At 71.7% G+C, this 20,818-nt stretch carries 14 protein-coding genes; 12 read left to right on the forward strand and 2 right to left on the reverse strand.

Annotation, left to right across the window (positions count from 1 at the left end; genetic code table 11):
• Positions 1-57: 57 nt before the first annotated feature.
• From ACYVIP_RS17285 to ACYVIP_RS17330, 10 genes are all read left to right on the forward strand, one after another.
• The gene (locus ACYVIP_RS17285; RefSeq protein WP_460397372.1) at positions 58-1,794 is read left to right on the forward strand and encodes an IucA/IucC family protein; all 1,737 of its coding nucleotides are present in this window, start codon (positions 58-60) and stop codon (positions 1,792-1,794) included.
• On the forward strand, positions 1,791-3,095 hold the full coding sequence (locus tag ACYVIP_RS17290) for a type I glutamate--ammonia ligase (RefSeq protein WP_460397374.1): 1,305 nt from the start codon (positions 1,791-1,793) through the stop codon (positions 3,093-3,095). Before ACYVIP_RS17285 ends, ACYVIP_RS17290 begins: the two co-directional genes overlap by 4 nt.
• Positions 3,096-3,145: 50 nt before the next feature.
• Complete coding sequence (locus ACYVIP_RS17295; protein WP_460397376.1) at positions 3,146-3,943, forward strand: TIGR03084 family metal-binding protein; 798 nt, start codon at positions 3,146-3,148, stop codon at positions 3,941-3,943.
• Positions 3,940-5,598 carry an acyclic terpene utilization AtuA family protein gene (locus ACYVIP_RS17300; RefSeq protein WP_460397378.1) on the forward strand — a complete coding sequence of 553 codons (1,659 nt, stop codon included), beginning with the start codon at positions 3,940-3,942 and terminating at the stop codon, positions 5,596-5,598. The genes ACYVIP_RS17295 and ACYVIP_RS17300 overlap by 4 nt, the downstream gene beginning before the upstream one ends.
• Positions 5,595-6,743 carry an acyl-CoA dehydrogenase family protein gene (locus ACYVIP_RS17305; RefSeq protein ID WP_460397380.1) on the forward strand — a complete coding sequence of 383 codons (1,149 nt, stop codon included), beginning with the start codon at positions 5,595-5,597 and terminating at the stop codon, positions 6,741-6,743. Before ACYVIP_RS17300 ends, ACYVIP_RS17305 begins: the two co-directional genes overlap by 4 nt.
• Positions 6,740-8,338 (forward strand): acyl-CoA carboxylase subunit beta, encoded by a 1,599-nt coding sequence (locus ACYVIP_RS17310; RefSeq protein WP_460397382.1) that lies wholly within the window; start codon positions 6,740-6,742, stop codon positions 8,336-8,338. The genes ACYVIP_RS17305 and ACYVIP_RS17310 overlap by 4 nt, the downstream gene beginning before the upstream one ends.
• A gap of 5 nt (positions 8,339-8,343) precedes the next feature.
• Entirely contained in the window at positions 8,344-10,314 is a 1,971-nt protein-coding gene (locus ACYVIP_RS17315; RefSeq protein WP_460397384.1) for an acetyl/propionyl/methylcrotonyl-CoA carboxylase subunit alpha, read from the forward strand.
• The gene (locus ACYVIP_RS17320) at positions 10,311-11,471 is read left to right on the forward strand and encodes an acyl-CoA dehydrogenase family protein (protein WP_460397386.1); all 1,161 of its coding nucleotides are present in this window, start codon (positions 10,311-10,313) and stop codon (positions 11,469-11,471) included. Before ACYVIP_RS17315 ends, ACYVIP_RS17320 begins: the two co-directional genes overlap by 4 nt.
• Positions 11,472-11,574: 103 nt before the next feature.
• On the forward strand, positions 11,575-12,189 hold the full coding sequence (locus ACYVIP_RS17325) for a TetR/AcrR family transcriptional regulator (protein WP_460397388.1): 615 nt from the start codon (positions 11,575-11,577) through the stop codon (positions 12,187-12,189).
• A 101-nt stretch (positions 12,190-12,290) separates the two neighbouring features.
• On the forward strand, positions 12,291-14,519 hold the full coding sequence (locus tag ACYVIP_RS17330) for a helicase (RefSeq protein ID WP_460397390.1): 2,229 nt from the start codon (positions 12,291-12,293) through the stop codon (positions 14,517-14,519).
• On the opposite strand, the gene ACYVIP_RS17335 is transcribed toward ACYVIP_RS17330, so the two are convergent.
• Together ACYVIP_RS17335 and ACYVIP_RS17340 are read right to left on the reverse strand one after the other, a co-directional pair.
• On the reverse strand, positions 14,500-15,909 hold the full coding sequence (locus tag ACYVIP_RS17335; protein ID WP_460397392.1) for a cytochrome P450: 1,410 nt from the start codon (positions 15,907-15,909) through the stop codon (positions 14,500-14,502). The two genes, ACYVIP_RS17330 and ACYVIP_RS17335, sit on opposite strands and share 20 nt — an antisense overlap.
• A 9-nt stretch (positions 15,910-15,918) precedes the next feature.
• Positions 15,919-17,124, reverse strand: coding sequence for a TetR/AcrR family transcriptional regulator (locus ACYVIP_RS17340; protein WP_460397394.1), 1,206 nt, complete (start codon positions 17,122-17,124; stop codon positions 15,919-15,921).
• A 211-nt stretch (positions 17,125-17,335) separates the two neighbouring features.
• Between ACYVIP_RS17340 and ACYVIP_RS17345 the strand changes: the two genes are divergently transcribed.
• The gene (locus tag ACYVIP_RS17345; RefSeq protein WP_460397396.1) at positions 17,336-18,550 is read left to right on the forward strand and encodes an acetyl-CoA C-acetyltransferase; all 1,215 of its coding nucleotides are present in this window, start codon (positions 17,336-17,338) and stop codon (positions 18,548-18,550) included.
• A 36-nt stretch (positions 18,551-18,586) separates the two neighbouring features.
• Positions 18,587-20,755, forward strand: coding sequence for a 3-hydroxyacyl-CoA dehydrogenase NAD-binding domain-containing protein (locus ACYVIP_RS17350; protein WP_460397398.1), 2,169 nt, complete (start codon positions 18,587-18,589; stop codon positions 20,753-20,755).
• The last annotated feature ends 63 nt before the right edge of the window (positions 20,756-20,818 follow it).

The following is a 20,818-nucleotide window of genomic DNA, read 5'->3' on the forward strand; positions in this document are numbered from 1 at the left end:
AGCGCCCTCTGTCGCCAACGCGACCAGCACATTGAAATGCGGGGAGGCGGAACTATTATGAGCCAGGAAGCTTGGCGGGCGGCGGGATCGCTCGTGTTACACAAGATGCTCGGCGAGCTGAGCTACGAGGGGCTGCTCGAACCGGTCGCCGACGGCGACGGCTGGCTGCTCACGCTGCCGGCCGCCGGCTACCGGTTCCGCGCCCGGCGGGGCGCGTTCGAGTCCTGGCACGTCGAGCCGGGCAGCGCCACCCGCGACGGCGAGCAGGCGCACGACCCGAGGGTGCTCGTGGTCGACGCGCGGGAACGGTTGGGGCTCACCGGGTTGCGCCTTGCCGACGTGCTCGGCGAGCTGACCGCCACGGTCACCAACGAGGCGACCAGGCTGGCGAACGCACCGACCGCCGCCGAACTGTCCACACTGGACTACAACGTCGCCGACGGCCGGCTCACCGGGCACCCTCGGCTGGTGCTGAACAAGGGCCGGGTCGGCTTCTCGGCCACCGACCGCGAGCGCTACGCCCCGGAGGCCGGCCGCGCGTTCCCGCTGCGCTGGTTCGCCGTGCACCGCGAGCACGCGACGTTCCGCTGCGTGGCCGAGCTGACCGAGGAACGGCTGCTCACCGAGGAACTCGGCGAGCAGCTCTGGCGGCTGCGCGCCCCGCTGTCCGATCCGGACTCCTACGTGCTGGTCCCGGTGCACCCGTGGCAGGCCGACGAGATCATCGGCACGCTGTACGCCGGTGAGCTGGCCGACGGCGTGGTCGTGCCGCTCGGCGAGAGCGTGGACCACTACCGGCCACATCAGACCATCCGGACGCTGGCCAACATGTCCCGGCCCGACCGCAGGGACGTGAAGACCGCCGTCTCGGTGCGCAACACGCTGGTCTACAGAGGACTTGCCGCGGCCGCCACGCTGGCCGCGCCCGCGGTGACGACCTGGCTGCGGTCGATCGGCGACACGGATCCCCTGCTTGCCGGCTACCGGTTCGAGCTGCTCGGCGAGGTGGCGAGCGTCTCGGTCCGCCACCCGCTGCTCGGGCACCTCGACGAGCTGCCCTACCGGTTCCACGAGACGCTCGGCGCGCTGTGGCGCGAGCCGATCCTGGCGCGGCTCGGGCAGGGGGAGCGGGCGATCTCCTTCGCCGCGCTGCCCTATCGCGGCCACGACGGCGAGACCGTGCTCGGCAGGCTGATCCGGTCGTCCGGCATGGACACCGGGGCCTGGCTCGGCAGACTGCTCGACCTGCTGCTCACCCCGCTGCTGCACTGGCTGCTGCGCTACGGCGTCGGCTTCTGCCCGCACGGCCAGAACCTGATCCTGATCGCCGACGAGCACGGGACCCCGCTGCGGGTCGCGATCAAGGACTTCGCCCAGGGCGTCGACCTGCTCGACGAGGACCTGCCGGAGTACGCCGACCTCGCGCCGGAGGCGAACGCGGACATGCTGCGCTGGCCGGGACGGCTGCTCGCGCAGTCGCTGTTCAGCTCGGTGTTCGCCGGCCAGCTCCGGTTCTGGGCGGAGCTGCTGGTCGAGGACCTCGGCTACCCCCGGCCAGAGCTGTGGCGCCAGGTCCGCGAGCTGGTCGGCGGCTACCGCGACCAGCACCCCGAACTGGCCGCCAGGTTCGACGCCTGCCAGCTGTTCGCGCCCGACGTCGAGCGGGTCACGCTCAACCGGGAACACCTTGCCGGACAGGGCTTCGACAAGGTCGAGCGGGACGACGAGTTCGACGTCCGGTACGGCAGGGCGGCCAACCCGCTGGCCGGCCCCGATCCGGACGGCGCCTGGTGATCGCCCACCGGCGACCGCGCGGTCCGCGCACACTGGTCGAGCGCGCGGCGGCGGCCGCCGAGCTGACCTCGGCCCTGGTGGCCGAAGTGGACAGTGGGGCGGTGCGGTCGCTGGTGCTGCTGGTGCCCGACCAGCACGCCCGGTTCGCCGCGGTCGAGCTGGCGGCCCGGTTCTTCGTGGACACCGTGCTGGCGCACGGGTACGGCGTGTGCTCCTACGTGTTCGCCTGGGACCCGGCGCGCGAGCCGGTCGCCGCACCGGTGTTCGCGCCATACACCGCGACCTACGGCGACCTGCGGATGCGCCCGGACCTCGGCACCCTCGCGCCGCTGCCGGGAGCGCCGGGGACCTGGCTGGTGGTGTGCGACGTCGAGTGGCCGGACGGCGCCGCGGTGCCGATCGCGCCGAGGACCGCGCTGCGCGCACAGTTGGTCGCCGCGCAGGAGCTGGGCGTGGTGCCGTCGATCGGCATCGAGCACGAGGTCACGTTCACCGCCGAGTCCGGCGAGCCGCTGACCACCCGCGGCCTGGACTACGCCACCCTGGACGAGCTGCGCCCGCTGCTGACCGCCGTGCAGTCCGATGTGGACGAAGCGGGACTCGGGGTCGAGTCGCGCCGGGGCGAGTGTCATCCCGGCCAGTACGAGAGCGTGCTCGGTCACCGCGACGCGCTGGCCGCCTGTGACGACGCGATGCTGCAACAGCTGGTCATCCGCCGGGCGGCGACCGCGCGCGGCGTGCGCGCCGGCTACCTGGCCGCCGAGGCGACCGGGGCCGGCAGCTCCTGCCACGTGCACCTCTCGTTGTCCGATGTGGACGGTCAGCCGGTCGCGCTCGACCGGTTCGTCGCCGGCATCCTGCACGCGGCCGCCGACCTGACCGCGATCTGGGCGCCGACCTGGAACTCCTACGTCCGGCTGCGCACCGCGTCCTTCGCCCCGCGCGAGCTGCGGGTGGGCGTCGACGACCGCACCGCCGCGCTGCGGCTGGCCGGGTCCGGCGCGTCCCGGCGGGTCGAGGTGCGGTTCGCGGGCGCGGACGCCCAGGTGCACCTCGTGGTGGCCGCCGTGCTGGCCGCCGGCCTGCGCGGCCTGCGCGAGTCACTGCCCGAACCGAGGGCCGGCCGGCTGCACGACACGCCGGTGGCCGCCCGCCAGGCTCTGCACGAGTCCGAGCTGGCCCGCGACCTGCTCGGCGACGCCGTGGTGGACGCCAGGGTCGCCCTGCTCGACGAGGAGATCGCCGGCGCGCTCGACGCGGTCACCGACTGGCAACGCCGCCGCGGTGACCTCCGCGCCTGAAAAAACAAGCACGCTTGCTTGATACGGCCTTCCCGTGCCAGGGTGGAGCCGTGGTTGAGCTGACAGCGTTGGTCGCGGACCTGCGCGCCGAGGGCGCCGAGATCGACGGCATGGTCGCGGACCTGCCCGCCGACCGCTGGGCCAGCCCGACACCCGCGCCCGGCTGGAGCGTCGCGCACCAGGTCGCCCATCTGGCCTGGACCGACGAGCGCTCCCTGCTCGCGATCACCGACCCGGCCGCCTTCCACGCCGAGCTGACCGACGTCCTGGCCACCACCTCGGCCGACCAGCTGGACAAGGTGGTCGACCAGGAAGCCGACAAGGGCGCCCGCACCCCGCCGGCCGACCTGCTCGCCGACTGGCGCCGCGTGCGCACCGCGCTGGCCACCGCCATCGAGCAGGTGCCCGCCGGCAGCAAACTGCCCTGGTACGGCCCACCGATGTCGGCGGCCTCCATGGCCACCGCCCGGCTGATGGAGACCTGGGCCCACGGCAACGACCTCGCCGACGCGCTCGGCGTCACCCGCGAACCGACCGCCAGGCTCCGCCACGTCGCGCATATCGGCGTGCGCACCCGGGACTGGGCCTACCTCGTCCGCCAGCAGCCGCCACCGGCCGAGCCGTTCCGCGTCGAGCTCACCGCCCCCGACGGCGACCGCTGGACCTGGGGACCGGAGGACGCCACCCAGCGGGTCACCGGACCGGCACTGGACTTCTGCCTGCTGGTCACCCAGCGGGTCAACCGCGCCGACACCGCGCTGGCCGCCACCGGCGCCGAGGCCGACCGGTGGCTGGACATCGCGCAGGCCTTCGCCGGGCCGCCGGGTGCCGGGCGGGCGCCGCGATGATCCGGATCGGCAACGCCTCCGGCTTCTACGGCGACCGGTTCGCCGCGATGCGCGAACTGCTCACCGGCGGCGAACTCGACGTGCTCACCGGCGACTACCTCGCCGAGCTGACCATGCTCATCCTCGGCCGTGACCGGATGCGCGATGAGAACCGGGGCTATGCCCGCACGTTCCTGAGCCAGCTGGAGGACTGCCTCGGGCTGGCCGTCGACCGGGGTGTCCGGATCGTCACCAACGCCGGTGGGCTCAACCCGGCCGGCCTGGCCGCCGCGATCCGCGAGCTGGCGCGACGGCAGGGTCTCGCCGTCCAGGTGTCCCATGTGGAGGGTGACGACCTGGTCGGCGACGGCTTCCCCGGCGCGTTGACCGCCAACGCCTACCTCGGTTGCTGGGGCATCGTCGAGTGCCTGAACGCGGGCGCGGACATCGTGGTCACCGGCCGGGTCACCGACGCCGCACTGGTCGTCGGGCCGGCCGCGGCGCACTACGGCTGGGACCGCGACGATCTCGACGCGCTGGCCGGGGCCACGGTCGCCGGGCACGTCATCGAGTGCGGCACCCAGGCCACCGGCGGGAACTTCGCCTTCTTCACCGAACTCCCCGACCTGGTCCACCCTGGCTTCCCGATCGCCGAGGTCGCGGCCGACGGGTCGGCGGTCATCACCAAACACCGGGACACCGGCGGCGCGGTCACCGTCGACACGGTCAAGGCCCAGCTGCTCTACGAGATCGCCGGCCCGCGCTACCTCGGCCCGGACGTCACCAGCCGCTTCGACACCATCAGCCTGGCCGACGCCGGACCGGACCGGGTGGCGATCACCGGCGTGCGCGGCGAGGCGCCCCCGGAGACGGTCAAGGTGTGCGTGAACACCCTCGACGGGTTCCGCAACGCGTCCACGTTCGTCCTGTGTGGACTCGACATCGAGCGGAAGGCCGCGCTGGTCCGCCGCCAGCTCGACGCCGCCGTCGGCGCGGACGGTCTGCACTGGACCCTCGCGCGCACCGACCACCAGGACGCGGACACCGAGGAGACCGCGAGCGCGCTGCTGCACGTCACCATCAGGACGCCGGACGCCAAGCGGGCCAAGGCGTTCTCCCGCGCGGCGGTGGAACTCGCGCTCGGCTCCTATCCCGGCGCCACCATCACCGCGCCGCCCGGCGACGGCACGCCGGTGGGCGTCTACCGGCCGGACTACGTTGCCCAGCAGCGGATCGAGCAGGTCGCCGTGCTGCCGGACGGCACCCGCCGCCCGATCGCCCCGCCGACCGTGTTCTCCCAGATCACCACCGATCCGGTGGCAGACCCGGGATACGTGCCGGGACCGACCCGCCGGGTCCCGCTGGGCACGATCGTCGGCGCACGCTCCGGCGACAAGGGCGGCGACGCGAACGTCGGCGTGTGGGTGCGCGACCCGGCCGCCTATCCCTGGCTGGCGCACGAGCTGACCGTGGAGCGGCTGCGGGAGCTGTTGCCGGAGGCGGCGGACCTCGACATCGACCGCCACCCGCTGCCCAACCTCGGCGCGCTCAATTTCGTGCTGCACGGGCTGCTCGGGCAGGGCGTGGCCGCGTCCGTCCGGTTCGACCCGCAGGCCAAGTCGCTCGGTGAGTGGCTGCGCTCCCGGCACGTCGACATCCCGGAGGCGCTGCTGTGACCGATCCTTTTCGGACACCGGAGCGGATCGCGCTGCGCGAGACCACGCGCCGGTTCGTCGAGCGGGAGGTCCGCCCGCACCTGGACGAGTGGGAGCAGGCCGGCGAGCTGCCGCGCGAGCTGCACCGCCTGGCCGGGGAGCTCGGCCTGCTCGGCGCCGCCTTCCCGGAGTCGGTCGGCGGCGGGGGCGGCGACGTCCTCGACGCGCTGACCATCACCGAGGAGGTGCACTACGCCGGCGGCTCCGGCGGGCTGGTCGCCGGCCTGTTCACCTCGGGCATCGCCGTGCCGCACATCGTCACCGCCGGCGACCAGCGCCAGCACGACCGCTGGGCAAGGCCGACGCTGGCCGGGGAGCTGATCGGGGCGCTCGCGGTGACCGAGCCCGACGGCGGCTCGGACGTGGCGAACATCCGCACCACCGCCACGCGCGACGGCGAGCACTACGTGGTCAACGGCGCCAAGACGTTCATCACCTCGGGCTGTCGGGCCGACTTCGTCACCACCGTGGTGCGCACCGGCGGCGCGGGCGCGTCCGGCCTGTCGTTGCTGGTCGTCGAGCGCGGCACGCCCGGCTTCACGGTCACCCGCAGGCTGGACAAGATGGGGTGGCACTGCTCGGACACCGCCGAGTTGTCCTATGTGGACTGCCGGGTGCCGGTGGCGAACCTGATCGGCCAGGAGGGCGCCGGCTTCGCCCAGGTGGCCACCCACTTCGTGACCGAGCGGCTGGCGCTGGCTGTGCAGGCCTACGCCACCGCGCAGCGCGCCCTTGACCTGACCGTCGAGTGGTGCCGGCTGCGGGAGACCTTCGGCCGCCCGCTGATCTCCCGCCAGGTGGTGCGGCACAAGCTCACCGAGATGGCCCGCCAGGTCGACGTGGCCCGCACCTACACCCGCGACGTCGCCGTCCGGCACGCCGCCGGCGAGCAGGTGATCGCCAAGGCGTGCTTCGCCAAGAACACCGCGGTGGCGGCCGGTGAGTGGGTGGTCGACGAGGCCGTCCAGCTGCACGGCGGCCTCGGCTACCTCCGCGAGTCCGAAGTGGAACGCCACTACCGGGACATCCGGATCCTCGGCATCGGTGGCGGCACGACCGAGATCCTCACCGACCTGGCCGCGAAGGTACTTGGGTACACCACATGACCATGCTCCGCTCCACAGTAGACACCCGGTCGGCCGAGTACGGGGCGAACCGGGAGGCCATGCTGGCCAAGCTGGCCGAGATCGACGCCGAGCACGCCAAGGCGGTGGCCGGCGGCGGGGAGAAGTACGTCGACCGGCACCGGGCACGCGGCAAGCTGTTGGTCCGCGAGCGGATCGAGCTGCTGCTCGACCAGGACTCGCCGTTCCTCGAGCTGTCCCCGCTGGCCGCGTGGGGCAGCGACTACCGGGTCGGCGCCAGCATCGTCACCGGCATCGGGATCGTCGAGGGCGTCGAGTGTCTCGTCTGCGGCAGCGATCCGACGGTCAAGGGCGGGTCGAGCAACCCGTGGACGACCAAGAAGTCCTTCCGGGCGGCCGACATCGCCGCGCAGAACCGGCTGCCGACGATCAACCTCGTCGAGTCCGGCGGCGCGGACCTGCCGACGCAGAAGGAGATCTTCATCCCCGGCGGCCGGATCTTCCGCGACCTCACCAGGGCATCGGCCGCCGGCACGCCGACCGTCGCGCTGGTGTTCGGCAACTCGACCGCGGGTGGGGCCTACCTGCCCGGCATGTCCGACTACGTGGTGATGGTCAAGGAGCGCGCCAAGGTCTTCCTCGGCGGCCCGCCGCTGGTGAAGATGGCCACCGGCGAGGAGTCCGACGACGAGTCGCTCGGCGGCGCGGAGATGCACGCCCGCACCTCGGGCCTCGCCGACTACCTGGCCGCCGACGAACAGGACGCGATCCGCGTCGGCCGGCGGATCGTGGCCAGGCTCAACTGGCGCAAGCAGGGCCCGGCGCCGGCCAGCGACTACGGCGAGCCGCTGCACGACGCCGAGGACCTGCTCGGCATCGTGCCCACCGACCTGAAGATGCCGTTCGACCCGCGTGAGGTGATCGCCAGGGTCGTCGACGACTCCGACTTCGACGAGTTCAAACCCCTGTACGGCACCAGCCTGGTCACCGGCTGGGCGCGCGTCCACGGCTACCCGGTCGGCGTCCTGGCCAACGCGCGCGGGGTGCTGTTCAGCGAGGAGTCGCAGAAGGCGGCCCAGTTCATCCAGCTGGCCAACCAGATCGACACGCCGTTGCTGTTCCTGCACAACACCACCGGCTACATGGTCGGCAAGTCCTACGAACAGGGCGGCATCATCAAGCACGGCGCCATGATGATCAACGCGGTGGCCAACTCGAAGGTGCCGCACATCTCGATCCTGATGGGCGCCTCCTACGGCGCCGGGCACTACGGCATGTGCGGCCGGGCCTACGACCCGAGGTTCCTGTTCGCCTGGCCGAGCGCCAAGTCTGCGGTGATGGGACCCCAACAGCTCGCCGGTGTGCTGTCCATCGTGGCCAGAGGCGCCGCGGCGGCCAGAGGCCAGGAGTACAGCGAGGAGCACGACGCGGCCATGCGCGCCATGGTGGAGAACCAGATCGAGGCGGAGTCGCTGCCGATGTTCCTGTCCGGCATGCTCTACGACGACGGCATCATCGACCCCAGGGACACCAGGACCGTGCTCGGCCTGTGTCTCTCCACCGTCCACAACGGACCTGTCAGCGGCGCCGGTGGCTTCGGCGTCTTCCGGATGTGACGGCCGTGATCAGCACCCTGCTCGTCGCCAACCGAGGTGAGATCGCCCGCCGGGTGTTCCGCACCTGCCACACGCTGGGCATCGCCACGGTCGCGGTGTACTCCGACGCCGATGCGCACGCCCCACACGTGCTGGAAGCCGACACCGCCGTTCGCCTGCCGGGCAACACCTCGGCCGACACCTACCTGCGGGCCGACCTGATCATCGCCGCGGCGCGCGCGGCCGGCGCGGACGCGATCCACCCCGGCTACGGCTTCCTGTCGGAGAACGCGGACTTCGCCGCCGCGGTCGTGGCCGCCGGCCTCACCTGGGTCGGCCCGCCGCCGATGGCCATCGGGCTGATGGGCTCGAAGATCGAGGCCAAGCGGCTGATGGCCGAGGCCGGCGTGCCGGTGCTTGGTGAGCTGGCGCCCGACGCGGTCACCGAGGCCGACCTTCCGGTACTGGTCAAGGCATCCGCCGGCGGTGGCGGCCGGGGAATGCGGGTGGTGCGCACCCTCGACGAGCTGCGGTCCCAGGTGGACGGTGCGCGGGCCGAGGCGGCGTCCGCGTTCGGGGACGGCACGGTGTTCATCGAGCCGTACCTGGCCACCGGCCGGCACATCGAGGTGCAGGTCATGTGCGACGGCCACGGCACGGTGTGGGCGGTCGGCGAGCGCGAGTGCTCGATCCAGCGCCGGCACCAGAAGATCGTCGAGGAGTCGCCGTCGCCGCTGGCCGAGCGGCTGCCGGAGTTGCGCGCGGAGCTGTTCGCCGCGGCCCGTAGCGCGGCCAAGGCCATCGGCTACGTCGGTGCCGGCACCGTGGAGTTCCTCGTCGAGGAGACCGGGCGGTGCTACTTCCTGGAGATGAACACCCGCCTGCAGGTCGAGCACCCGGTCACCGAGTGCGTCACCGGGCTGGACCTGGTCGGCCTGCAACTGGGCATCGCCGAGGGCAGGCCGCTGCCGGCCGGGCCGCCGCCGTCGCTCGGGCACGCCATCGAGGTCCGGCTCTACGCCGAGGACCCGGCGGCGGACTGGCGGCCGAGCAGCGGCACCCTGCACCGGTTCGCGGTGCCCGGCGTGGCCGAGGAGTTCGCCGTCCCGCGCGGCACCGGCATCCGCCTGGACTCCGGTGTGGACAGTGGACAGCCGGTGAGCCCGTACTACGACCCCATGCTGGCCAAGGTGATCTCGGTGGCGCCGACCAGGGACGTGGCCGCCCGCGCGCTGGCCGCCGCGCTCACCCGCGCCAAGGTGCACGGCGTGACCACCAACCGCGACCTGCTGGTGCGCATCCTGACCAACGAGGCGTTCCTCGCCGGCGACACGGACACCGCGTTCTTCGACCGGCACGACCTCGCCACCCTGGCCACCCCGCTGGCCGACGAGCGGGCGGTGTCGCTGTCCGCGCTCGCCGCCGCGCTGGCCGACGCCGCCGCCAACCGGGCCGCCGCCACCGTGGCTGGACGGCTGCCAAGCGGGTGGCGCAACGTCGCGGCCCATCCCCAGCGCAAACGTTTCACCGTCGGGGAGACCGAGCACGAGGTGGCCTACCGGCTCACCCGCACCGGCCTTGCCGTCGACGGGCTGACCGGCGTGCGGCTCGTCGAGGCCACGCCGGACACCGTGGTGCTCGACGTCGACGGGCTGCGCCGGACCTTCACCGTGGCGCGCTATCCCGGGCTGTCCTGTGTGGACTCCCCGCTCGGGTCGGTCGCCCTGGTGCCCGTCGACCGCTTCCCCGATCTCACCGCCCAGGTCGCCGCCGGCTCGCTGCTCGCGCCGATGCCGGGCACGGTCGTGCGGGTCGCGGTCGAGCAGGGCGCGCGGGTGACCACCGGCCAACCGCTGTTGTGGCTGGAAGCCATGAAGATGCAGCATCAGATCAACGCCCCCGCCGACGGTGTGGTCACCGAGATCGGTGTCGGGCCGGGTGACCAGGTCGAGGTCGGCCGCGTGCTCGCGGTCGTCGACGCGGAGGAGACACGATGAACGCATTCACCGAGTCGGACGAGCGCACGGCGCTGCGGGCGGCGGTCGCCGACCTCGGGCGGCGCTACGGCGGCGAGTGGTTCCAGCGCAAGGCACGCGCCGGGGAGAAGACCACCGAGCTGTGGGACGAGGCCGCGAAGCTCGGCTACCTCGGGGTGAACGTGCCGGAGGAGTACGGCGGCGGGGGCGGCAACATCGGCGACCTGGCCGCGGTGTGCGAGGAACTGTCCGCCGCGGGCTGTGGGCTGCTGCTGATGGTGGTGTCCCCGGCGATCTGCGCGACGATCATCACCCGCTACGGCACCGACGACCAGAAGCGGACCTGGCTGCCCGGCTTCGCCGACGGGACGCTGCGGATGGCCTTCGCCATCACCGAGCCGGACGCGGGCTCCAACTCCCACAAGCTGACCACCACCGCCCGCCGCGACGGCGACCAATGGGTCCTCAGTGGACAGAAGGTGTTCATCTCCGGGGTGGACGAGGCGGCCGCGGTCATGGTCGTCGGCCGCAGCGAGGACGCGCGGACCGGCAAGCTCAAGCCCGCGCTGTTCATCGTGCCCACCGACACCCCCGGCCTGGAGTACCGGCCGGTGGAGATGGACATCATCTCGCCGGAGAAGCAGTTCCTGCTGTTCCTCGACGACGTGCGGCTGCCGGCCGACGCGCTGGTCGGCTCCGAGGACGCGGCGCTGAAGCAGCTGTTCGCCGGCCTCAACCCGGAGCGGATCATGGCGGCCTCCTTCGCCATCGGCATGGGCCGCTACGCGCTGGACAAGGCCGTGAGCTACGTCAACACCCGGCAGGTGTGGAGCACGCCGATCGGCGCGCACCAGGGGGTCGCGCACCCGCTGGCGGTGGCCAGGATCGAGCTGGAGCTGGCCAAGGTGATGACCCAGAAGGCCGCCGCGCTCTACGACGCCGGTGACGACGCCGGCGCGGGGGAGTCGGCGAACATGGCGAAGTACGCGGCGGCGGAGGCCTCGATCAAGGCGGTGGACGCGGCGGTGCAGGCGCACGGCGGCAACGGGCTGTCCGCCGAGTACGGTCTCGGTGCGCTGGTCACCGCCGCCAGGGTGAACCGGATCGCGCCGGTGAGCCGGGAGATGATCCTCAACTTCGTCGCCCAGAACACCCTTGGCCTGCCGAAGTCCTACTGAGACAGCGGAAGCCGGAAGGCAGCCCCGAGATGATCGGCGCGCGATTCGACGAGACGGGCGGAGAGTTCCCTATCCGCCGTAGCCAGAGAGCGGCCACCCAGCGATGACCGACGCCCTACGCGAGCCACGACAGGACCGCAGCCGCGCCACCCGCAAACGGTTGCTGGAGGCGGCGATCGAGTGTCTCGCCGAGGTCGGCTGGTCGGGCAGCACGGTCGCGGTGGTGGCCGAGCGCGCGGGGGTGTCCCGCGGCGCCGCCCAGCACCACTTCCCGACCAGGGAGGACCTGGTCACCTCGGCGGTGGAGTACGTGTGCCAGGAGCGCCTGACCCGGTTGCGCGCGCACGCGGTGGACCTGCCGACCGGTCCTGGGCGCACCCAGGCGGTGATCGACATGGTCGAGCACATGTACACCGGCCCGGTGTTCCACGCGGCGATCCACCTGTGGGTCGCCGCGACCTCCGACGAGCGGCTGCGCGAGCGGGTGCTGGTGCTGGAGGCGCGGGTCGGCCGGGAGACCCACCGGGTCGCCATCGAGTTGCTCGGGGTGGACGAGTCGGTGCCGGGGGTGCGGGAGACCGTGCAGGCCACGCTGGACCTGGCGCGCGGGTTGGGGCTGGCCAACCTGCTCAGCGACGACAGCCGCCGGCGCGCGGGAGTGCTGCGGCAATGGGCGACGATGCTGGACGCCGCGGTCGCCAATGCGCGTACCGCGTGACTTGACATCCGGGTAATAATCGTAGGACCGACAATTTCAGCTACGTCGGAAATGTCGAATGCGGCGATTATAACGGATGAGGGGCTCTTTTGTCAAAGGCAGTGTCCGGGGCTCGAGGGACGAAGAAATGGCACGACATCGAGCTCGCCGCCGAACGTCAGCACATCGCGTTTCTGTACCGCAGGCTCGACGCCGAACGGGCCGAGGCGCACGGTGAGATGACCGGCGTGCTGGCCAACACGTCCAGTGAGACCACCGAGGATCTGTGGCAGCGCGAGGTCGCGACCAGCGCGTTGTCCGCCAGGCTCGGTCGGCTGCGGGTGGCCGACAGCGGGCTGTGCTTCGGCCGGCTCGACCGCGGCTCAGGCGAACAGCTGTATATCGGTCGAATCGGATTGTTCGACGAGGAAGACGATTACCGGCCGTTGCTCACGGATTGGCGTGCGCCCGTCGCCCGGCCATTTTACACGGCCACCGCCGCTAATACCGAGGGGGTAACCCGCCGTCGGCATTTCCGCACGCGTGACCGCCGGGTGCTCGATTTCCACGACGACGTTCTCGACCACGGTGTCGCCGACGGCGACGAGGCCCTGCTGTCCGCGCTCAACGCCCCGCGCGCGGACACCATGGGCGACATCGTGGCCACCATCCAGGCCGAGCAGGACGAGATCATCCGGCTCGGGCACACCGGCGTGGTGGTCATCGACGGCGGCCCCGGCACCGGCAAGACCGTCGTCGCGCTGCACCGGGTGGCCTACCTGCTCTACGCCCACCGCGAGCGGATGTCCCGGCGCGGCGTGCTGATCATCGGCCCCAACACCGGCTTCCTGCGCTACATCGGCGAGGTGCTGCCCTCCCTCGGCGAGACCGACGCGGTGTTCGCCACCCCGGGGGAACTGCACCCCGGGCTGGAGACCAGCGTCGCCGACCCCACGGACGGCAGACGGGTCAAGGGCGGCCTGAAGATGGTCGAGGTGCTGCGGGCGGCCGTCGCCGACCGGCAGGAGCTGCCAGAGACGCCGATCGAGATCGAGCTGGACGACGTCACCGTGGAGATCGACGCCACGGTCGCGGCCAGGGCTCGCGCGCGGGCGCGCGCGACCGGCGTGCGGCACAACCAGGCCCGCCCGGTGTTCCGCGACTCGCTGATCATCGACCTGGCCGAGCAGGCGGTCGACCGCATCGGCGGCGACTGGCTGGACACCCGGGAGGTGCCGGAGCTGGCCGGCGACCTGCGGGCCGACGTCCGCTCGGAGCTGTCGCGCAGCCGGGCGCTGTCGGTCGCGGTGAACACCCTGTGGCCCCGGCTGACCCCCTACGGCCTGCTGGTGGAGCTGTACGGCTCGACCGAGCGGCTGGCCACCGCGTGCGACGGCATCCTCGAGCCGGCCGACCGGGACGCGCTGCACCGCGAGGCCGGGTCGGCCTGGACGGTGTCCGACGTCCCGCTGCTCGACGAGGCCATCGAGCTGATCGGCCCGCTGACCAGGGACGACAGCGTGGCCGAGCGGCTGCGGCGGGCGGAGGCACGCTACGCGCGCGGCGTGCTGGACATCCTGGACACCGAGGAGGACCCCGACGGCGAGGTGCTGCGCGCGGTCGACCTGATCGACTCCGAGCGGCTGGCCGAGCGCCAGGAGGAGCGCGACCACCGGACGCTGGCCGAGCGGGCCGCCGCCGACCGGGAGTGGACCTACGGCCACGTCGTGGTCGACGAGGCGCAGGAGCTGTCCGAAATGGACTGGCGGGTGGTGATGCGCCGCTGCCCGAGCAGGTCCATGACCATCGTCGGCGACCTGGCCCAGCGCGAGTCCCCGGCCGGGGCGAAGACGTGGGCGCAGATGCTGGAGTCCTACGTCCCCGGCCGCTGGACCTACCGCCAGCTGACCATCAACTACCGCATGCCGGCGGAGATCATGGACGTCGCCGGCCGCGTGCTGTCCATCATGGACCCGTCGCTGCGGCCGCCGAAGTCGGTGCGCAGCACCGGCGTCCGCCCGTGGTCGCGGCACAGCACCCCGGACGAGCTGGCCGAGGTGATCCGCGCCGAGCTCGCGTCCGACCCGGGAACCGAGGGCACCGTGGCGGTGATCGCGCCCGAAGGCCTCGACCTGGACGTCGGCCACCCCGTCATCACCCCCCGCGCGGCCAAGGGACTCGAGTACGACGCGGTGCTGATCGTCGAGCCGCACCGGATCCTGGCCGCCGACCCCGCCGGTCCGGCCGACCTCTACGTGGCGCTCACCAGGGCCACCCAGCGCCTCGGCCTGATCCACACCGCGCCCCTGCCACCGGAGCTGGTCCCGGTGGTCAGCGCCGCCGGAGGGTGATCGGCAGCCCGTCCTTGGGCAGCGGCAGAGCGGTCGGGTCCCAGCGGACGTGGTAGTCCGCCGGGACCGACCACTCGAAGCGCCGGACCAGCTCGTGGGCCAGGGTCTTCACCTCGTAGGTGCCGAAGTGCATGCCGATGCACTTGTGCACCCCGCCGCCGAAGGGCATGTACGCGAACCGGTGTGACCGGTCCTCCCGCCGGTCCTCGCCGAAGCGCTCCGGGTCGAAGCGGTAGGGATCCGACCAGTACTCCGGCAGCATGTGGTTGAGCCAGGACAGCGTGGAGACGATCACCCCGGCCGGCACGTGGTGGCCGAGCAGCTCGGTGTCCTTCACCGTCCGGCGCACCATCCACGGCACCGGCGCCACCAGCCGCATCGACTCCTTGAGCACCAGGTCCAGCGCCGGCAGCCGGTGCAGCGACTCGACGGTCACCGGCTCGTCCCCCAGCGCGAGCGACTCGGCGCGGACCAGGTCCTGCCACTCGGGATGCTTGCCGAGGTAGTAGACCAGCGCCGAGGTCGCGATGGTGGACGTGTCGTGGGCCGCCATCATCAGGAAGATCATGTGGTTGACCACGTCGGCGTCGGTGAACGTCTCGCCCTCGTCGGTCTTCGCGTGGCACAGCGCGGCGAACAGGTCCTCGGAGTCCGACGCGCGCTTGGCCGGCAGCGCGGCGCGGAAGTACTCCTCCAGCACGCGCCGGCCGCGCAGCCCGGCACCCCACCGGCCGACCGGCAGCCGGACCAGCGCGGTACCCGCGCGGACGGTGTCGATGAACGCCCGGACCACCCGGTCGTTGTCGGCGCCGACCGAGCCGGCCATGAAGACCTTCGTCGCCACGTCCAGGGTGAGCTGTTTGAGCGAGGGGTACACGGGAAAGCCCGTTCCCGGCCGCCATTCGTCCAAACCGGACCGAACGACCCCGCTGACCTGGCCGAGGTACCCGGAGAGCCGCTCGGCGGTGAACGCCAGCTGCATCAGCCTGCGGTGGTGGATGTGCTCGTCGAAGTCCAGCAACATCAGGCCCCGGTTGAAGAACGGGCCGATGAAGTACTCCCAGCCCTGCTGGGAGTAGGCCTTGTCCTTGTTCGTCAGCACGACCTGGGTGGCCTCCGGCCCGGCCGCGGCCACCATCCGCACGCCGAACGCGCGTGCCCAGGACACCGGGCCGTGCTCGGCGTAGCGCTTCATCACGTAGTCGAGCCCCAGCCGCAGGAACTCGACCCCGTGCCCGACCACCGGCAGTCCGGCGTCCCCGGGGACGGGCAGCAACCCGCTGCCGGCTGGTGGCGCGGCGAGGTCGCGGTTGGGCCACTCCCGGTCGAACAGCCACTGGTCCAACGGGTTGCGGTCGATGGCATACGGCGGACGGACCACTGTGGACATTGCGCGCACCTACTTCCTTGCGGACAGCACGGTCACCGCGAGTGAGGTGAGCTCGGCGGCGATCCGCGGGCGGGTGACGATGCGTGGCGTGCGGGCGAGGTCGTTGACGACGGTCAGCGCGGCGTGCACGGTGACCCTGGCGTCCGGTTCGGCCAGTTCGGGGGTGATCGTGCGGACCAGGCGGATCCAGTGCGCCACGTAGTCCCGCTGCACCCGGACCAGCTCCTTGCGGTCCCGGTCGGGCAGGTTGGCCAGCTCGCCGGCGAAGGTCGCCATCAGGTTGTCCGACCGCAACACGGTGTCCACATAGGACTCAGCGAGCCGGCCGATGGCGTCCTGGGGGTCGGTCGCGTCGCCGATGGCGGCCTTCGCGCTGCGCGCCAGCCGCTCGCCCATCCGGTAGCCGGCGGCCACCAGGATCGCCGCCTTGCCGGGGAAGTACCGGTAGATGCTCGGGCCGGCGATGCCGGCGGCGGCGCCGATGTCCTCCATGGACACCGCGTGGTACCCGCGGTCGCGGAACAGCCGGGTGGCCGCGGCGAGCAGCTCGGCCCGCCGGGAGGGCGGCGTGGCGACCCGCTGCCAGGACGCGAGCGCGACGGGCGCGGGCGCCGCGGTGTCGGTGAGTCCCGGCCAGTCGAGCACCGCCTGCGCCAGGTCGGCCAGCAGCGCCTCGAACCGGCGCCGGGGCGGGCTGACGTGGTGCACCGAGACGCTGCCGAACACGCTCAACGCCGCCCAGCACAGCAGCTCGGTCGTGGACGCCGACAGGTCCGGCCGCACGTCGCGCAGCGCGCGGCCCCACTGGCCCATCAGCTCCCCGCCGCGGCGGCGGATCCTGTGCTGGTCGGCCCGGTCGAGGTGGCGGCCCTCCCAGCGCCACAGCGCGGTCACCTCGCGCCGTTCCACGGCCAGCCCCGCGACCGCGCGCAGCAGGCCGGACACCTGGTCGGCCGGCGTGCCCGGCGCGGTCAGCGCCTCCGTGGCGGTCAGCCCGAACACGTCCATACCGGACAGCAGCACGTGCGCCAGGATGTCCTGTTTGCCGCGAAAATGTCGGTAGACCGCGGGGCCGGTCACTCCGGCCGCCGCGGCGATGTCGTTGACGCCGACCTGGTGGTAGCCGTGTTTGCCGAACAGGTCAGCCGCCGACTCGGCCAGCTGTGCCTTCCGGTTGCGCGGCCGGCGGGCCGGCGTGCGTTCGGTCGCCGTCAACTCCGATCCTCCCCGGCGTGCAGCGTCACCAGCGACGGTAATCGAGGTCAGCGCTGTTGACAACGAGCCAACTCGGCCAACAAGTGAATCACGATTCGCGTTCGGCGATGACTGCTGTTGCCTGCGCCACTCTCGTGGGCCCGGTCGTTGACAACGGCGTGAGAGGTGCCACGATGTGAATGAGGATTAGCGGCAGGAGAGGACCCTGAGCGTGCCTACCGAAGCATTCGTCTACGACGCGATCCGGACCCCGCGAGGGCGGGGTAAGAACACCGGATCGCTGCACGGAACCAAGCCGATCTCGCTGGTCGTTGGCCTCATCGACGAGCTGCGCAAGCGCAACCCCACCCTGGACGTCGACCGGGTGTCGGACCTGCTGCTCGGCGTGGTCACCCCGATCGGCGACCAGGGCAGCGACATCGCCAAGACCGCGGCCATCGCCGCCGGCCTGCCCGACACCGTGGGGGGCGTGCAGCTCAACCGCTTCTGCGCCTCCGGCCTCGAGGCGGTCAACATCGCCGCGCAGAAGGTCCGCGCCGGCTGGGACGAGGTCGTCATCGGCGGCGGCGTGGAGTCGATGTCCAGAGTCAAGATGGGCACCGACGGCGGCGCGTGGGCCATGGACCCGGTCACCGCCTACGACACCTACTTCGTGCCCCAGGGTGTCGGCGCCGACCTGATCGCCACCATCGAGGGCTTCTCCCGCGAGGACGTCGACGGCTACGCGGTGTCCTCCCAGCAGCGCGCCGCCAAGGCGTGGGCCGGCGGCTACTTCGACCGGTCGGTCGTGCCGGTCGTCGACCAGAACGGCCTGGTCGTGCTGGACCGGGACGAGCACCTGCGCCCGGAGTCCACTGTGGAGTCGCTGGGCAAGCTGCCGGCGTCGTTCGCGGCGATCGGCGAGATGGGCGGCTTCGACGCGGTGGCGCTGCAGAAGTACCACCACGTCGAGACGATCGACCACGTGCACTCGCCTGGCAACTCGTCGGGCATCGTCGACGGCGCCGCGCTGGTGCTGGTCGCGAGCGAGGCGGCCGGCACCGAGATGGGCCTGACCCCCCGGGCGCGGATCGCGGCCACCGCGACCTCCGGCGCCGACGCGACGATCATGCTCACCGGCCCGATCCCGGCCACCGAGAAGCTGCTCGCGCAGACCGGCCTGACCGTCGATGACATCGACCTGTTCGAGCTGAACGAGGCGTTCGCGTCGGTGGTGCTCAACTACCAGCGCAAGCTCGGCATCCCGAGTGAGAAGCTCAACGTCAACGGCGGCGCCATCGCCATGGGCCACCCGCTCGGCGCGACCGGCGCGATGATCCTGGGCACCATGGTCGACGAGCTCGAGCGCCGTCAGGCCCGCAGGGCGCTGGTCACCCTGTGCATCGGTGGCGGCATGGGTGTCGCGACCCTGATCGAGCGCGTCTGAGTACGGATCTCCTGAGCGACAAAGGAAAGACACTCAATGACTGAGAGCAACACGATCCGCTGGGAGAAGGACGCGGACGGCATCGTCGTGCTGACCATGGACGATCCCGACCACTCGGCGAACACGATGAACACCGCCTACCTCGCGTCCATGGACACGGTCCTCGACCGGCTCGTGGCGGAGAAGGACGAGGTCACCGGCGTGGTCGTCACCTCGGCCAAGAAGACGTTCTTCGCCGGCGGCGACCTCAACGTGATGGCCAAGGCGGGCCCGGACGACGTCCAGATGGCGTTCGACGCCGTCACCAGAATGAAGTCACAGCTGCGTCGGCTGGAGACCATCGGCCGGCCGGTCGTGGCCGCGATCAACGGCGCCGCGCTCGGTGGCGGCTGCGAGATCGCCCTGGCCTGTCACCGCCGGATCGCCGCGGACGTCAAGGGCTCGCAGATCGGCACCCCGGAGGTCTCCCTCGGGCTGCTGCCAGGCGGCGGCGGGGTCACCCGCACCGTGCGGCTGCTCGGCATCCAGAACGCGTTGCTGAACGTGCTTTTGCAGGGGCAGCGGCACAAGCCGGCCAAGGCGCTGGAGGTCGGCCTGATCGACGAGCTCGTGTCCACTGTGGACGACTTGCTGCCGAAGGCCAAGGAGTGGATCAGGGCCAACCCGGACGCGGTACAGCCGTGGGACGTCAAGGGATTCAAGATCCCCGGCGGCACGCCGTCCAGCCCGGCGTTCGCGGCCAACCTGCCGGCGTTCCCGGCCAACCTGCGCAAGCAGCTCAAGGGCGCGAACATGCCAGCGCCCAAGGCGATCCTGGCCGCGGCGATCGAGGGCGCGCAGGTCGACTTCGAGACCGCGCAGGTGATCGAGTCGCGCTACCTGGTCGAGCTGGTCACCGGGCCGGTCTCGAAGAACATGATCAAGGCGTTCTTCTTCGACCTGCAGCACATCAACTCCGGCGGCTCCCGGCCGGACGGCTTCGAGAAGTACACCGCGCGCAAGATCGGCGTGCTCGGCGCCGGCATGATGGGCGCCGGCATCGCCTACGTGTGTGCCAGGGGCGGCATGGAGGTCGTGCTCAAGGACGTCACCGCCGAGGCGGCGACCAAGGGCCGGGACTACTCGGTCAAGCTGTGCGAGAAGGCGGTCTCCCGGGGCAGGACCACCCAGGAGAAGGCCGACGAGATCCTGGGCCGCATCCTGGCCACCGACCGGCCGGAGGACCTGGCCGGCTGTGATCTGGTGATCGAGGCGGTGTTCGAGAGCCAGGAGCTCAAGCACAAGGTGTTCGCCGAGATCGAGCACATCGTCGAGCCGGACGCGCTGCTCGCCTCGAACACCTCGACGCTGCCGATCACCGGCCTCGCCGAGGGGGTGAAGCGGCAGGAGGACTTCATCGGCCTGCACTTCTTCTCGCCGGTGGACAAGATGCCGCTGCTGGAGATCATCGTCGGCGACCGGACCAGCGACGCCACGCTGGCCAAGGCGTTCGACGTGGCGCAGCAGATCAAGAAGACGCCGATCGTGGTCAACGACTCCCGAGGGTTCTTCACCAGCCGGGTGATCGGCACGTTCCTCAACGAGGCCATCGCGATGGTCGCCGAGGGCGCGCACCCGGCGTCGGTGGAGCAGGCGGGTTCGCAGGCCGGGTACCCGGCGCCGCCGCTGCAGCTGATGGACGAGCTGACGCTGACCCTGCCGCAGAAGATCCGCAAGGAGACCAAGGCGGGCGTCGAGGCGGCCGGTGGCACGTGGGTGGTGCACCCGTCGGAGCCGTTCGTGGACCGGATGGTCGAGGAGTTCGGCCGCAAGGGCCGGTCATCGGGCGCCGGGTTCTACGACTACGACGACGCTGGCAAGCGGACCCGGCTGTGGCCGGGACTGGTGGAGCACTTCACCGATCCCGGGCACGAGCTCCCGTTCGTGGACATGCAGGAGCGGATGCTCTTCGCCGAGGCGCTGGAGACGGTGAAGTGCTTCGATGAGGGCGTGCTGCGGTCGGTGCCGGACGCGAACATCGGGTCCATCATGGGCATCGGGTTCCCACCGTGGACCGGCGGCGTGATCCAGTACATCAACAACTACGAGGGCGGCATCGCCGGCTTCGTCGCCCGCGCCAACGAACTGGCCGACCGCTACGGCGACCAGTTCCGGCCGCCGGCCTCCCTGGTGGCGAAGGCGGAAAAGGGCGAGATCATCGAGTAAGCCAAGCACAGGTGAGTTCGCCGAACGGGCGTTGGCCGCACGCGGTCGACGCCCGTTCGGCGT

This window comes from Actinophytocola sediminis (genome assembly GCF_054779715.1).

What these genes read in the sequence shown, in the direction of transcription:
- ACYVIP_RS17285 (WP_460397372.1), top strand. Translation starts at nt 58, where the DNA reads ATGAGCCAGGAAGCTTGGCGGGCGGCGGGATCGCTCGTGTTACACAAG.
- ACYVIP_RS17300 (WP_460397378.1), top strand. Translation starts at nt 3,940, where the DNA reads ATGATCCGGATCGGCAACGCCTCCGGCTTCTACGGCGACCGGTTCGCC.
- ACYVIP_RS17310 (WP_460397382.1), top strand. Translation starts at nt 6,740, where the DNA reads ATGACCATGCTCCGCTCCACAGTAGACACCCGGTCGGCCGAGTACGGG.
- ACYVIP_RS17320 (WP_460397386.1), top strand. Translation starts at nt 10,311, where the DNA reads ATGAACGCATTCACCGAGTCGGACGAGCGCACGGCGCTGCGGGCGGCG.
- ACYVIP_RS17325 (WP_460397388.1), top strand. Translation starts at nt 11,575, where the DNA reads ATGACCGACGCCCTACGCGAGCCACGACAGGACCGCAGCCGCGCCACC.
- ACYVIP_RS17335 (WP_460397392.1), bottom strand. Translation starts at nt 15,909, where the DNA reads ATGTCCACAGTGGTCCGTCCGCCGTATGCCATCGACCGCAACCCGTTG.
- ACYVIP_RS17350 (WP_460397398.1), top strand. Translation starts at nt 18,587, where the DNA reads ATGACTGAGAGCAACACGATCCGCTGGGAGAAGGACGCGGACGGCATC.